The sequence below is a fragment of the Spirosoma pomorum genome (genome assembly GCF_054776615.1).
Genome location: NZ_BAAHBP010000006.1, coordinates 1 through 13,022 on the forward strand (window position 1 = coordinate 1; position 13,022 = coordinate 13,022).

14 protein-coding genes are annotated in these 13,022 nt (G+C 44.8%); 10 read left to right on the plus strand and 4 right to left on the minus strand.

Annotated elements, in window-relative coordinates:
- Positions 1 to 242: ABC transporter permease (locus ACYVAD_RS09195; RefSeq protein WP_461139207.1), on the plus strand; the 242-nt coding region annotated here is incomplete at its 5' end.
- 264 nt (positions 243 to 506) lie between these two features.
- Here ACYVAD_RS09195 and nrfD read toward each other — a convergent pair.
- From nrfD to ACYVAD_RS09210, 3 genes are all read right to left on the minus strand, one after another.
- On the minus strand, positions 507 to 1,937 hold the full coding sequence (gene nrfD, locus ACYVAD_RS09200) for an NrfD/PsrC family molybdoenzyme membrane anchor subunit (RefSeq protein WP_461139208.1): 1,431 nt from the start codon (positions 1,935 to 1,937) through the stop codon (positions 507 to 509).
- Between the two features lie 161 nt (positions 1,938 to 2,098).
- A complete protein-coding gene (locus ACYVAD_RS09205) occupies positions 2,099 to 2,656 on the minus strand; it encodes a TetR/AcrR family transcriptional regulator (protein ID WP_461139209.1) in 558 nt (185 codons plus the stop codon).
- Between the two features lie 217 nt (positions 2,657 to 2,873).
- Positions 2,874 to 3,794: a hypothetical protein gene (locus ACYVAD_RS09210; protein ID WP_461139210.1), complete on the minus strand. Its 921-nt coding sequence runs from the start codon at positions 3,792 to 3,794 to the stop codon at positions 2,874 to 2,876.
- Between the two features lie 280 nt (positions 3,795 to 4,074).
- On the opposite strand from ACYVAD_RS09210, the gene ACYVAD_RS09215 reads away from it, so the two are divergent.
- Positions 4,075 to 4,722: a recombinase family protein gene (locus tag ACYVAD_RS09215; RefSeq protein ID WP_461139211.1), complete on the plus strand. Its 648-nt coding sequence runs from the start codon at positions 4,075 to 4,077 to the stop codon at positions 4,720 to 4,722.
- A 28-nt stretch (positions 4,723 to 4,750) separates the two neighbouring features.
- Here ACYVAD_RS09215 and ACYVAD_RS09220 read toward each other — a convergent pair whose 3' ends face one another.
- Entirely contained in the window at positions 4,751 to 5,437 is a 687-nt protein-coding gene (locus ACYVAD_RS09220; protein ID WP_461139212.1) for a GNAT family N-acetyltransferase, read from the minus strand.
- Between the two features lie 906 nt (positions 5,438 to 6,343).
- Between ACYVAD_RS09220 and ACYVAD_RS09225 the strand changes: the two genes are divergently transcribed.
- From ACYVAD_RS09225 to ACYVAD_RS09260, 8 genes are all read left to right on the plus strand, one after another.
- The gene (locus ACYVAD_RS09225) at positions 6,344 to 8,116 is read left to right on the plus strand and encodes a KAP family P-loop NTPase fold protein (RefSeq protein ID WP_461139213.1); all 1,773 of its coding nucleotides are present in this window, start codon (positions 6,344 to 6,346) and stop codon (positions 8,114 to 8,116) included.
- 9 nt (positions 8,117 to 8,125) lie between these two features.
- Positions 8,126 to 9,061: a Qat anti-phage system associated protein QatB gene (gene qatB / locus ACYVAD_RS09230; RefSeq protein ID WP_461139214.1), complete on the plus strand. Its 936-nt coding sequence runs from the start codon at positions 8,126 to 8,128 to the stop codon at positions 9,059 to 9,061.
- A complete protein-coding gene (gene qatC, locus ACYVAD_RS09235; protein ID WP_461139215.1) occupies positions 9,058 to 10,404 on the plus strand; it encodes a Qat anti-phage system QueC-like protein QatC in 1,347 nt (448 codons plus the stop codon). The genes qatB and qatC overlap by 4 nt, the downstream gene beginning before the upstream one ends.
- A complete protein-coding gene (gene qatD, locus ACYVAD_RS09240) occupies positions 10,388 to 11,116 on the plus strand; it encodes a Qat anti-phage system TatD family nuclease QatD (RefSeq protein ID WP_461139216.1) in 729 nt (242 codons plus the stop codon). Before qatC ends, qatD begins: the two co-directional genes overlap by 17 nt.
- Before the next feature lie 217 nt (positions 11,117 to 11,333).
- Positions 11,334 to 11,579, plus strand: a complete 246-nt coding sequence (locus tag ACYVAD_RS09245; protein ID WP_461139217.1) for a hypothetical protein — start codon at positions 11,334 to 11,336, stop codon at positions 11,577 to 11,579.
- 158 nt (positions 11,580 to 11,737) lie between these two features.
- Positions 11,738 to 11,872, plus strand: coding sequence for a transposase (locus ACYVAD_RS09250; RefSeq protein ID WP_461139218.1), 135 nt, complete (start codon positions 11,738 to 11,740; stop codon positions 11,870 to 11,872).
- 310 nt (positions 11,873 to 12,182) lie between these two features.
- Positions 12,183 to 12,668: a transposase gene (locus tag ACYVAD_RS09255; protein ID WP_461139219.1), complete on the plus strand. Its 486-nt coding sequence runs from the start codon at positions 12,183 to 12,185 to the stop codon at positions 12,666 to 12,668.
- Between the two features lie 23 nt (positions 12,669 to 12,691).
- Positions 12,692 to 12,889: an integrase core domain-containing protein gene (locus tag ACYVAD_RS09260; protein WP_461139220.1), complete on the plus strand. Its 198-nt coding sequence runs from the start codon at positions 12,692 to 12,694 to the stop codon at positions 12,887 to 12,889.
- Positions 12,890 to 13,022 lie beyond the last annotated feature (133 nt).

Genomic DNA, 13,022 nt, shown 5'->3' on the forward strand with positions numbered 1-13,022 from the left:
TATGGACTCTACTGGCTAAGGACTTTGTGGGACTGGTTGTATTGGGTTGCTTTTTAGCGTCACCCATTGCCTGGTATTTTCTACATGATTGGCTGCAAAGCTATAGCTACCGTACGCCGATCTCGGGGTGGATTTTTGTGGGGTCGGGGGTGGGGGCGTTACTGCTTACGTTGGTAACGGTGAGTTACCAGAGTATCAAAGCGGCTTTAATGAATCCAGTAAAGTCCTTAAGAAGCGAGTAGCATCACCAATCAGCTATTCTCTTTAAATGCTCAATTTAAGAAGTAGATAACACAGAAGTTCCTCTGTTTCATGGGTGAGCGTTTCAGGAGACTATAGAGTGTAAGTGTGTAAATTTCCGATTTGGCTAGCACAGCCAATAAGTAAGACTTAATAGGCTTCCAAAAAGCAAGAGCCCTCTCGGGCCCTCATTACTTGGTTGCTGCCATATGAATCATGTACTGACTTCGCTGACTTGACGACCCTTACCGCCAGGAGTAGCGCCACTAGTCCACTTGCTTGTTGAAGGGGGAACTCCGGACTCGCTCCCCCTTAGCAACCCCAGCCACTGAGCCAGGTAGCTGGGCTGAGGACGATTTGATGATGGTCTTCACCTCGGCCATGTTCACTACTGGCAAGAACTTGGAGAACAACAAAAAGAGCGTGAAGAACAAACCAAACGAGAAGATAAAGTCGCTAATATCAAACAAAGTGGGGTGAAACATAACCCAACTGGAGGGTAAATAATCCCGGTGAAGGGAGGTGACCATGATGACGAACCGCTCGAACCACATCCCGATATTGACAACCACCGATAAGACAAACGTCCAGACTACACTCCGACGAATACGGCGGGACCAAAATAGTTGGGGGGTGATCACGTTACAGGTCATCATCGCCCAGTATGCCCACCAGTAGGGACCCGTAGCCCGGTTGATAAACACATAGCGTTCAAACTCGACCCCCGAATACCAGGCAATGAAGAACTCGGTTAGGTAAGCAACGCCAACAATTGACCCGGTTAGGGTAATCACTTTGTTCATTGACTCAATGTGTTCCAGGGTAATATAGTCTTCCAACTTGAAGACGACTCGGATGATCAACACTAGGTTTTGCACCATCGCAAAGCCCGAGAAAATCGCCCCCGCCACGAAATAAGGCGGGAAGATCGTCGTATGCCAGCCCGGAATTACTGAAGTAGCGAAATCCATACTCACAATCGTATGCACTGACAGAACCAGCGGGGTGGAAAGACCCGCCAGAATCAAACTCATATACTCGTAGCGGGCCCATGTCTTGGCTGATCCATTCCAGCCTAAAGAAAAGGCTCCATAGATGTAGCGAGAGACTTTACTGCGGGCGCGGTCCCGAATGGTGGCCAGATCGGGTAAAAGGCCCATGTACCAGAATACCAGCGAGACGGTAAAGTAGGTGCTGATGGCGAAGACGTCCCAAACTAAGGCTGACTTGAAGTTAACCCACAACGAGCCCAGGGTGTTGGGCAGGGGCAGTGCCCAGTAGGCTAGCCAGGGCCGGCCCATGTGCATCAGGATAAACAACGCGGCACAGATGACGGCGAAAATCGTCATTGCTTCGGCGGCCCGGTTAACGGCCGTACGCCATTTTTGGCGAAACAAAAGCAGAATAGCAGAAATCAGCGTACCGGCGTGGCCGATGCCCACCCACCAGACAAAGTTGGTAATGTCCCAGGCCCAACCCACGGTTTTGTTAAGGCCCCAGACCCCCAGGCCTTCCCACCAGGTCCAGAAGACGCAGGCACCCCCGTAGAGGAGGACGATCAGGGCCACTGTAAAGGCAATTTTCCACTCCCGGGTGGGCCGGCCCTCAACCTGTCGGCTAATGTCTTCGGTGACGTCGGCATAGGTCTTACCGCCGGTCACCAGGGGCGGTCTTACGGAAGATGATACGTGGGTCATAAGCTAGTTTAAGATGGTTTTTGCCTAATCGACTGGTTGTTTCAATTGAGCTTGGCCAATGAACTGATTGCCAAGAAAAGCTTACAGGCTACCCCTTGTGGGAGGCTAGATGAGATTTATGGTGGGGTCGGGTGACCCTGTCGCTTGAGGGCGGTAGGCGGCTAGCCCGCTAGATCTAGTGTTTCCAAGAATAATAAGAGTCGCTGTTTTTGCTCGTTGGTCAGCGAGTAGAAGCCAAGCACATGAGCGGTTAGGATGGAATCCGCCACTAGAAACAGGGTTAACTCAGCGGGCGAGTAGTCATCGGGATCGGTCAACACGTTTTCCTGGTACCACTGGCTGAACATCTGTCGGTAACGGTCCTGGTTGAGGGCGGCTTGCATCATCACCCGCAATGATTGCTTTTGTCGTGGGTCGGGCTTCTCGTTGATGACCGCTCGTAGGAAGGCCAGTACGGGGGGGCGGCTGATGGCGAGTTGTTGTTGGAAAGCCTGGTTGAACTGTTGCAAGCGGTCCTGAAACAAGGAGTCAACCAACGCTTCTTTTTTGGGGAAATGATGCACGAGTCCTCCCTTAGTTAGCTTGGCTTTTTGGGCCACGGCCTCTAGGCTCATCTTATCGAAGCCATTCTGACTGGCAATCTCCAGGGCGGCTTCCAGGATGCGTTGCCTGTTCTCGAGCGGTGCTTTTTTGCGTTTATAATTATTATCACTGTTCATCCTGTAAAGATACCGTACGTACGGTATCTTTACAAGCAATGTGTAGTGTACTTTTTCATTCGCTCTAACGCCTATATACTGACTATGGTTGATAGATTTAGTCGAGCTATGATTTCTCGCTAAGCAAAAGTCTCAAATTGCCATCTCATCAATCAAGGTATCAAAAACTGGGATGTAGACGAGTTTACGATGCACTTCGGCCAGCTAGCTATATCCACTACGCGGTAAACTGGAAAAGGTGATCGAGTAGCGGTGTTTTCTGTACTAACAGCGGATCGGGATAATACACACGCCCATGCTCTTTCTGCAGAGTCAGTAAACCAAACCACAGCCCAAACTGCTCAATAAACCGCCACCGGTACACCCGCTCAAACTCTAACGATCGACCGGGTAACCGACCTGATTCTATTGGCTCCCCCAGGTGAGGAAACGCCGTCAGTAATTTGGCTGCGTAAAAATCAGTGTTCTGCCATTGCTGCCCATGGCGATGGACCAAGTACAGCGAGTAGGCCCAGCCAAACTGACCCACCTGGGTTTGGGTATCATCCAGATAGGCCCAGTTGAAACGCATCGTGTAATCCCGCAGCAGTTGGCTCAAGCGCAGGACTCGATCCTGCTGCATAGCCTTTTGACCAGCCTTGGTTAGCTCCAGTGTATTGTGCCGTTTCCTGACGTAGGGACTCAGCGTCAGACAAACTTTGAGGGCCTGCAAAAAGGACACGTTATCTTCAGAAATCTTCTTGGTGATTCCTCGCTCGATGTCATCCTGCGCCAGCAACTTTCGCTCATACAGCAGTTGACACAAAGCTAGGGGCAGATTCCCCTTGGGGGTTAGTTTGATAGAGGACTTGGTCCGTAACTCTTCCAGAAGCATCTCGGTCAGGACCAGAAAGGGAATCTGGTCGAACATCTCATCCGACAACTCGTCCTGAAGCCTTACTAGGGACTGCTCACTCCAGGGGTCATGCAGCAGGGTGTGCATCTGGTGCGGGGATAGATTGTCAAAGTCCGCCAGTGGGCGCTGGTTGAAGGTTTGTCTAAAAGCATCCATCTTCAGGTTGATCTCTTCGAAGGATGTTTGACCCGGGATAAGCTCGGGGTGAGCCAGCAGGAAAGCTTGCCATATGTCTTGAGCCATGGCCATGGAGTGGTATCAGTAGTAGATAGGTACGATAAGATAGAGGGGTAAAATACGATAACTAATCTCAGTTCAGTATAGAAGGCTTACGATTATGGTTTTATAACGTTCTAACAACGGTCGTTCTTACAATGTTATAAAACCCAACTTTACCCTATCTTCGCCCGTGGAACACCAAAATAACAACTACAACCCTAGTTGAAAAGGGGGATAGGCAACTAGTTTTTATTCCCGCGCGATGGTCGCCCCATTTTACTACTATATATAAGGTACAAACTTGATGAAGTACGTTCCCTACTTTCGGGTCTCCACCGCTGGCCAAGGCAAGAGTGGCTTGGGACTCTCGGCCCAGCGTGAGATCGTCAACCGCTTTATCAAACCCGGGGATGAGGTGCTGGAAGAGTTTGTCGAGGTCGAATCTGGCAAGCGCGCGGACCGTCCTCAACTGACCGCAGCCATTGCCCTGGCCAAACAGCAGGGAGCACGACTATTAATCGCCAAGCTGGATCGGTTAAGTCGCAATGTGTCCTTTATCTTCTCTCTCCGTAATTCAGAGGTCGATTTTGTAGCCTGTGACATTCCGGACGCCAATACACTGACCGTCGGCATCATGGCCGTGCTAGCTCAGCACGAACGGGAGTTGATTGGGGAGCGGACCCGGGCCGCCTTAAGGGCTAAGAAGGCGCAAGGGTTTCAATTAGGCACACCCAATTTGACACCATTCATCGCTGCCCAAGGGCGCCATGTGCAACAGCAGAACGCCCGTAATCATCCCGCTAACGTGCAGGCGGCTGAATTGGTACGGCTATACCGAAAGGATGGCTTTACGTACGAAGCCATTGCCGAGCGGCTGAATAAAATGGGCTTTCGAACACGCAGAGGGAATTTGTTTAAACCGATGAGTATCAGGCGACTAGACAACGTTTAAAAAAGTCATTTGTCTAAAGAATAGTTTGTTAAAGGACATCCTCCTCATTGAGTGCTATCGCATCAAGTTTGGGATTTGTATGAAACATGGATAAGTAATGTAAATCTGATTTCGGAACACGCTTAAAACCAATTGACTTGTAAAAGGCAAATAGCTTGCGTTGAGCCATCGAAGTATTTTGAGTAAACGAGCTGAGCATAAGTTGTTGAGTCCAGAGGCTTGTGTTCGTTAAAATGCCAGCTTCAAACTGAAGCGGAAACGCTTTTAATACAACCATACCACAACAGCTATCAAATCGCCAGATAATGTCTTTTAATACTTTTTGCCCAATGCCTCTTCCCCGCCACTCCGGCAACAGCTCCAAACGACGAATATAAAGCAGGTTATCATTGAGTGGTTCAAACGTATCAATCAACGGTTTTTGAAATTCGCCGTGCTCGTCGTAAACTTCTTCGTACAGATTAACGTACTCGATACAATGATCGAAAATGTCAAACATCGATTGATCATTATTAAGGCCTAGCTCGACTAAGAATAAGCTAACAGAAGCACGACCAATCTCGACCGACTCTTCCCGTTGTGTGTCCGATAACTCGCGAACTTCATCAAAATAGATACGGACCTTATACTCGTTGATATAACGACCACTCTCTAACTCTCCAGAGCCGGACGTAAAGCTATACTCAGTGCGGATAAAACCGTAGTTATTAGTCATAAAGAATGGGTCAATTGACACAATATATGAACTTTCTTATTCATATTCTAAGTGTTAAATGGTAATATATAGTAACTGTTACCATGTCAACTAATTAAAAGTTGACATAATTACTTATTCGAGAAGAGATAGTTAGAAGCCGTTTACTAAATACAGATTTGTTAATAATATATAGAAGTCATATTTGTATACTGGTCTGAACGTATAGGAAGTTAAAGATACGTTTATTGTCACTTTATATTATAAAACAGTTATATAGCAATTTTATATTGTTGAAGATTGAGGCAAGAATAACAGTTAAAATATTTAAACATGTATAATGATTTAACATTAATAGTGAATATAATTAAGGGATTTTGGGAATGATTTTGAATAACTATCAATATATATACAATATTAATTTATGAGACTTTATGTAGCTAATTTAACTTTATCTTCTTCCTTTAAATGAATGGATTTAAAATAAAAGTATAGTCGTACGATTATAGTACAAAGCAGCATTATGATAGAACAGAAACACATGGTCTCTTTGCGGTTTACAAACGTCCTACTGTACTAGCAGTACCCTATTCTTAAAAGGTATAAACAACTTCTATATTTAAAGTTAAAACAGCTGGCAGAAGGTATGTGTATGTGTGCTACGATGCTAGCATTTTAAGTTATAATAAAAAAAATACTTCTGGCTCATAGAACGAAACTTGTCTGCAATAGAATAAGGGATTAATTAAGTATTTTCAAGGTAATATGGTAAAAACATGTGCTTAGAACTTCTAAAGTGTTAACACCGTATTTAATTTAATTGGCTGGTTTTGCTATGCTAATTTATTAAATCAGTTAATCGTCTATGTCGGGTTTGATTCTAATTGACTTTGGCCTTTTTCATTTGTACCGCAACCTAATAACCCTATGTGGAGTGATAACGAAACTAGTACAGACTATATCAATTTTAAGCATTATGAAGATGCTATATGCCAGATTGTAGACACCAATGAGTTATTACCCTGTAGCATCGGTATTTTTGGTGATTGGGGCAGTGGCAAGTCTAGTCTGATGAAAATGATTGAGTCACGCTACAGTGGTAAAGAAAAGGAAGGCATACTGACTATTCGCTTCAATGGTTGGTTATTCGAAGGTTATGAAGACGCCAAAACCGTCCTGATGGGTCGTATCGTAGAAGAGATTAGCCGCCACTGCACTTTGGACGAAAAGGCCAAAAAGGTAGCTATTCGGCTTTTCAAGAAAATTGACCTGCTGAAAGTGGGTAGCTCAATTGTCAAGTTTGGTATTGGCGCGGCCTTGGGGCCTGCGGGCTTACTTGGGATCACGGCAACCGAAATCTTCAAGAGCTTGAAAGACGAAGACTATGAAGGGTTTTTCAAGAGTGGTGAGGAGAAGGAAGAGACCAGTCGATCGAGTATACAAGATTTTGGGAAGGATTTTGCTGAATTACTAAGCACAACGAAACTCAAAAAAATCATTGTATTAATCGATGACCTAGATCGATGCAATCCTGACACAGTCATCGGAACATTAGAGGCCATAAAGCTTTTCCTATTCGTTGATAATAGTGTTTTTATCATTGGAGCAGACGAGCGTTTAATTAAATATTCAGTACGTCGGCGATTTCCCGAGATAACAGGCGATAAGCTAGATGTTGGTCGTGATTACTTAGAGAAGTTAATTCAGTTCCCTGTGCGCATTGCTTCGATGAACGCCATCGAGTTGACAAATTATATTAACCTCTTATTTGTTCGACTATACTTGAAACCGAATGAGGTAGAGACATTACGGCAAAAAGTACTAACTAACGACCGTGATCTTAAAACGAAAGGTCTAAATGCAGCCACGGTTCAGCAACTACTAAACCAGACAACAATTGATTCGAAGTTGTCCGAGTCATTGGACGTATCCTTTCGTATTGCCACTATTTTGACCGCTGGTTTAAACGGTAACCCTCGGCAAGCAAAGCGTTTTTTGAATACCTTAATGATGCGAACTAACATGGCAAACAGCCGAGGAATTATCCTGGAAAGTAAGTTGCTGGCCAAACTAATGCTGCTTGAATATTTTCAGCCTGAAACATTTAAGCGATTTAATACGTCACAAGCCGAAAACGAAGGTTGTATAGCCGAACTAGTTGCTTTCGAAACTAATAAAGAGATCCCCGCGGACTTAGAGTCGTTAATCCAGGATAAGTGGTTTCAAAACTGGCTTGAGATCGATCCTAAACTAGGCGAGCTTGACCTAGCCAGCTATTTTTATTATTCTCAAGATAAACTTTCGGTTGTTGGAGCAGCCTCGCAAAGAATGTCTCCCGAGGCCCAGGAATTCTACCAAAGTGTTAAATCTCCGAGTGACCTAAAGCGTAAAAGAGCTCTTGAACGGGCCACTAGTTTAAGCCAGGCCGATGCCGCAGCTGTCTTTGAGGCATTAGCGAATGACGTTCGACGAGATGAGAAGGCCAATTATGGTGATTCAATACTGAAAAAACTGGTTGAATTTTGTTCGGCTAGAAAAGACCTTGTATCTCAGCTAGTTCAGCTACTGAATAGTCTTCCAGAGGGTAAATTGAACATAGCCATGAGACCAGCTCTGCAGGAATTGGCTAGGGAAACCGTATATGCGAAATCAATCGAACCGCTTATTGAAAAACTCCCAAAACCACTAAAGTCAAAGTAGCATTAACCTATGGGAACTTCAAGTTCGTTTAAAGGACCAAAAAACAATAGTTCGCTGCTCCCATCCTGGGCGGATAATAATCCCGATTATGAATCAGCCCCTGCACCTAGTTTTCCGCAGGATGGAGATGGTCCTGCTACTGATAATCCAGCCCCCACTGGGCCGGGCGCCCCTAATCAGCCTAGCGCCCCCCCCCCTCAGGGTGAGCCAAGCCAGCCATCTGTCCCAGGTGATGATAAAGATACCCCTGAGAAACATACTCCCAAACCCCGTAGGTGGAGTGACGCCAAAATCGCAATGTCTCGCTTCGGCAGCGCTCCTAGTAATGCGAAGTCGCTAAAGAATGCGGGTCGCAGTTACGTAAGAGCTAGGGGTGGTCCGCAAGCAACAACTCGTTCGGCTGGACGAGGTATTAGCGCGGTAGCCGGATTGGGGGGCTTTTTGGGCGATGTAGTTAATCGTGGTTTTGATGAAGCACTGCGTAACGCTGGAATTCAGGATTGCCTTGGTAAGCCCGCCGAAGAAGTCTTCGCTAAACTAGCCGACCAGTTAGCTCCGGCTGGCGGGCCAATTGACGAAGGAATAACCCGAAAGGCCATTCTTGATTCCTTATGTTATCTATATGATAAACTGACGGATGAGAACGGTAAGCTTCAACCAATTGACGCGTTGGGCCCTGACGAAGTAAAGGAAGCCTTGTTACTGGCAACCCAGCAGTACATCTATCAGAAATGGCTGAATGAAGTAGGGATTGCTCTAGAGCGAAAAGAAGTAAGCGAAGCAGAACTAGTAGACGCAGAAATGACCATAAAAGAGTTTGTCGGAGAATCCGTCCGTGTAGCTTTTAAAAACGTCAATGTCGCAACGTTTAGCTTTCAAGATCCGAGTGTCACTCAGCAGATTAATTCAATTTTCCAAGAAACTTATACGTTGATTGAGCAATGAATGTAAAGCCAATTCTTCTTCAGACAAGCGCAGTTGATACGTTTACACCTGATACGGCGGGCGATGCTGAGTTGTTAGTCGTCGATTTGACAGAACAGGATCGTGAATCCACTCTCCTCCAGCATAAAGTTTATCAACTAATTGATCAGACCAAATTGACAGAGGAAGTACAGGACCTGCTGAATATGACCTTGATGGCCTACGCCGCCGATCAGGCCGTCTCTAGGGAAATGAATGGTTACCTAAATTGGAGCCGTCATTTTAGGTGCTATGTCCCTGTTAAAACCCTATCCAAATGGATAGCCATTCAGGAAGATCTACAAAAGATGCTTTCATTTTTAAGCGGAGATAAATGGGAGTTTGTTTTCCGTCAGGGAACAGCAGATACTGCCAAGCTTATAAGTAAAAAGTACGTTTTTCCAGAAGACCTTACGAAAGTATGCCTTTTTTCAGGTGGTTTAGACTCATTTATTGGAGCTATTGATTTATTACAACAGGGGGAACAGTTAGCTTTGGTAGGGCATCATAAAAAGGGGGGGGGAGAAGGCCAAACTCAGGAGGAACTCTTTTCACTTCTGAAAAAAACCTATCATGATCAAGAAGTAATTAATTTCCCGTTTTATGTACAGCCTAACCAAGCGTTTAAGGGTGCTCAGAAAGAGGTTTCATCTCGGGCTAGATCAATCCTATTTATTGGTTTAGGTCTTGCAGTTGCCAATTGCTGCAACAACATCCCGTTGATCATACCCGAAAATGGTTTTATCTCGTTGAATGTTCCTCTGACCTTTACCCGGCATGGCAGCCACAGCACGCGTACCACGCATCCTTATTTTCTCCATTCATTCCAGCAAATCTTAAGCAAGCTTGGCATACCTATTCTACTTGATAATCCTTATCAGTTCAAAACAAAAGGAGAAATGGTTAGTGGTTGCGGGAATCCTTCCCTGCTGAAAGTTCACTTTAAATCGACGTTGTCTTGTGCTCACCCCGATCAAGCCCGTTTCAAAAAAATGCCACCGGGAACGCACTGTGGTTATTGCACACCTTGCCTCATTCGACGGGCTTCGCTCGAAGCCAACGGTCTTCGTGATACCAAATACGTTATAGATGTGCAAACCGATCCGATACCTGCTTATAAAGATTCTGGGCGCGATCCAAGAGCTTTTCGACTAGCGCTGGAAAGATATCGGGTTATGGATCCTAAACACACACTCATACACATCATGAACTCAGGACCCCTCTCTCACTTTTCTCAGCAAGAGTTGATAAATTTGACACGTATGTACCGACAGGGCATGCAGGAAGTTGAACAAATTTTGCCCCGTAATGAACCACCTTCTTGATACGCATTTTCATTTAGACCTATGGCCCCAAGCGGGTATATCAACGCTGATTGAGCAGAGTGGAATTTACACAATTGCTGTAACGAATACGCCCTCAGTCTTTTATTACACCGAGAAGATTGCTTCAGCTAGTAAATACATCCGGGCCGCTTTAGGACTACATCCTCAATTAGCTTCAGAAAGACACAATGAGTTGGCCTTATTTATGCAGTTATTACCAAAGACTCGATACATTGGGGAAATTGGATTAGATGACCGAACGAGTACGGATTTTGAGATACAGAAAAAACTTTTTATTGCAATTATCGATGCTTGTGCGGATGCGGGGAACAAAATACTAACCATTCATTCAAGACGTGCTGATAAAGAAGTGGTTGAAGTAGTTGGCAAACAATTTCCCGGGAAAATAATATTACATTGGTTTTCAGGTAGTCTAGCTGTGCTGGAACGAGGGATTGATGCTGGTTATTACTTTTCGATAAATCCTGCAATGGTCAACTCGTCGACAGGAAAAAAGTTGATTCAAGCGATCCCTTCAGATCGACTGTTAACCGAAAGCGACGGACCATTTGTTGAAGCATCACGCAGTCCTTGCAGCCCTCTTAGTATGTCATCTTTAATATCTACATTAGTTTCGGTCAGAAGCGATTTGGAAAATGAAGAGGTAGCTTCCAAATTAATTTTTGCCAATTTCAAACGTTTGCTGAATTAATATTAATCTGAGCACACGTTTATATCAAGTCAGAAATGAGATTGGTCCCGTAGGCATAATTGAGAAAGAAGGGGTCAGGTATTATTAATCAGTACAATGCTTGCCATTTGCAAACAATTAGGATCAAGGAAGCCTAAGAAAAACGTAAATTATATTGTTTTTTGTATATAGTGTTATAAATGAATAAGACTTAAACTAATTAATTCTTGAAAAGGTAATGAAAAGAGTAAACTTTAATTCGCCTAAAATTTCTGGTAAGGATTTAATAAATACAATGAAAGAAGAGTGTATTGAACTAATAATACTCTCAAGCTCAGTTTTAAAAGGAAATCAAGCTATTTTGAGTGAAACTATCTTAACTGTTTCTGAAGAAGCTTATGATTCTGTTGTTGATATTGATACCTCTGCAGAAGCTATAAAAAGTTTAGATATAAATGTAATTCCGCTCAAGATTAAATTATAATGACAGTGCTATTAGTACATATACACAAATTTTTAGGTGTCTTATTAATGTTCCGCATTTATCATAGCTCATTAGCTTAGTAGTATTATTAGTATAGTGGTCCCGCTTTTTTGTACCACCCCTTAAGCTTGTCGGAATGGTGGCTAACTTAGTCAACCATGAAAGCAAAAAGCCGTCGTCAGTTCACCGCGGAGTTCAAGGTGAAAGTAGTTTTAGAAGTCCTCCGTCAGGAGAAGACCCTCAATCAGATAGCCAGCGACTACGACCTGCATCCACAGTTGGTACAGACCTGAAAACAGATCTCTATGGCCGCTGCCCCACACGTATTTGATCAACAAAATGGGGCAGAAAAACCCGTCACTGATGAAAAGGGGCCACTTTATGAGCAGATCGGACGACTCCAAATGGAGTTGAGTTGGCTCAAAAAAAACTGGGAATCAACCTCTGAACCAACGACGCGCCATGATCGAGCAATCCCATCCTGAGTTGAGTCTTCGCCGTCAATGTTGGCTGTTAGGTGTCAGCCGAGCCGGTCTGTCTTATGAACCCGTAGCGACCAGTGAGCAAACTCTACTGATAATGCGCTGACTTGACGAGTGGTATGTGGAGCATCCTGACCTGGGTCATCGGCGTCTAATAGTACTCCTCAAAGAGGACGGCTGGATAATTAATATCAAGCGAGTTCGCCGATTAAGAGCCTTGATGGGGTTGGAGACTCAGTTTCCTAAACCAAACCTGTCCAAACCAGGCACGCCCCGACAACGATTCTTTTATCTGTTGAGAGGGTTAGTAATCGACCGTATTCATCAGGTCTGGGCCACTGACATCACCTATATTCCCATGCCCAAAGGCTTTTTCTATGTGATTGCGGTTTTAGATTTGCACAGCCGTTATGTCCTGCACTGGCAGTTGAGCAATACGTTGGAAGCGGACTGGTGTGTGGCTACTTTACAGCAAAGCTTACAGCAGTGGGGTAAGCCAGAGATTTTCAATACGGATCAGGGCAGCCAATTCACTAGCGACTATTTTGTGGCTGTTTTGCAAGATCATCAGATTGCTATTATCTGGGAAAGGCCGGGCTCTGGATAACATCTTCCGGGGCCGCCCGTGCGGTGGAACGGTTCTGGCGAACGCTGAAATATGAGGATGTTTATTTGCGAAATTACCAAACCGGTAGTGAGTTGCGGGCGGGTTTGGTCAAGTATTTTCAGTACTACAATACTCAACGTCCCCATCAGTCGTTGGGCTACCGCACACCGGCAAGGGTATTAATGGAAGGGAAGAAAAACGAACATAAATCTGTCAACTAACCATTTCGTTTGGCCGAATGGTGGTACAGACAATGGGGTACACTATACCATTTCACTTGTTGAGTTTGACCATAATGCTTACATGTAACCATTTCTAGTACTATTGCTAGATTTAACGCAACTAGATCACAAC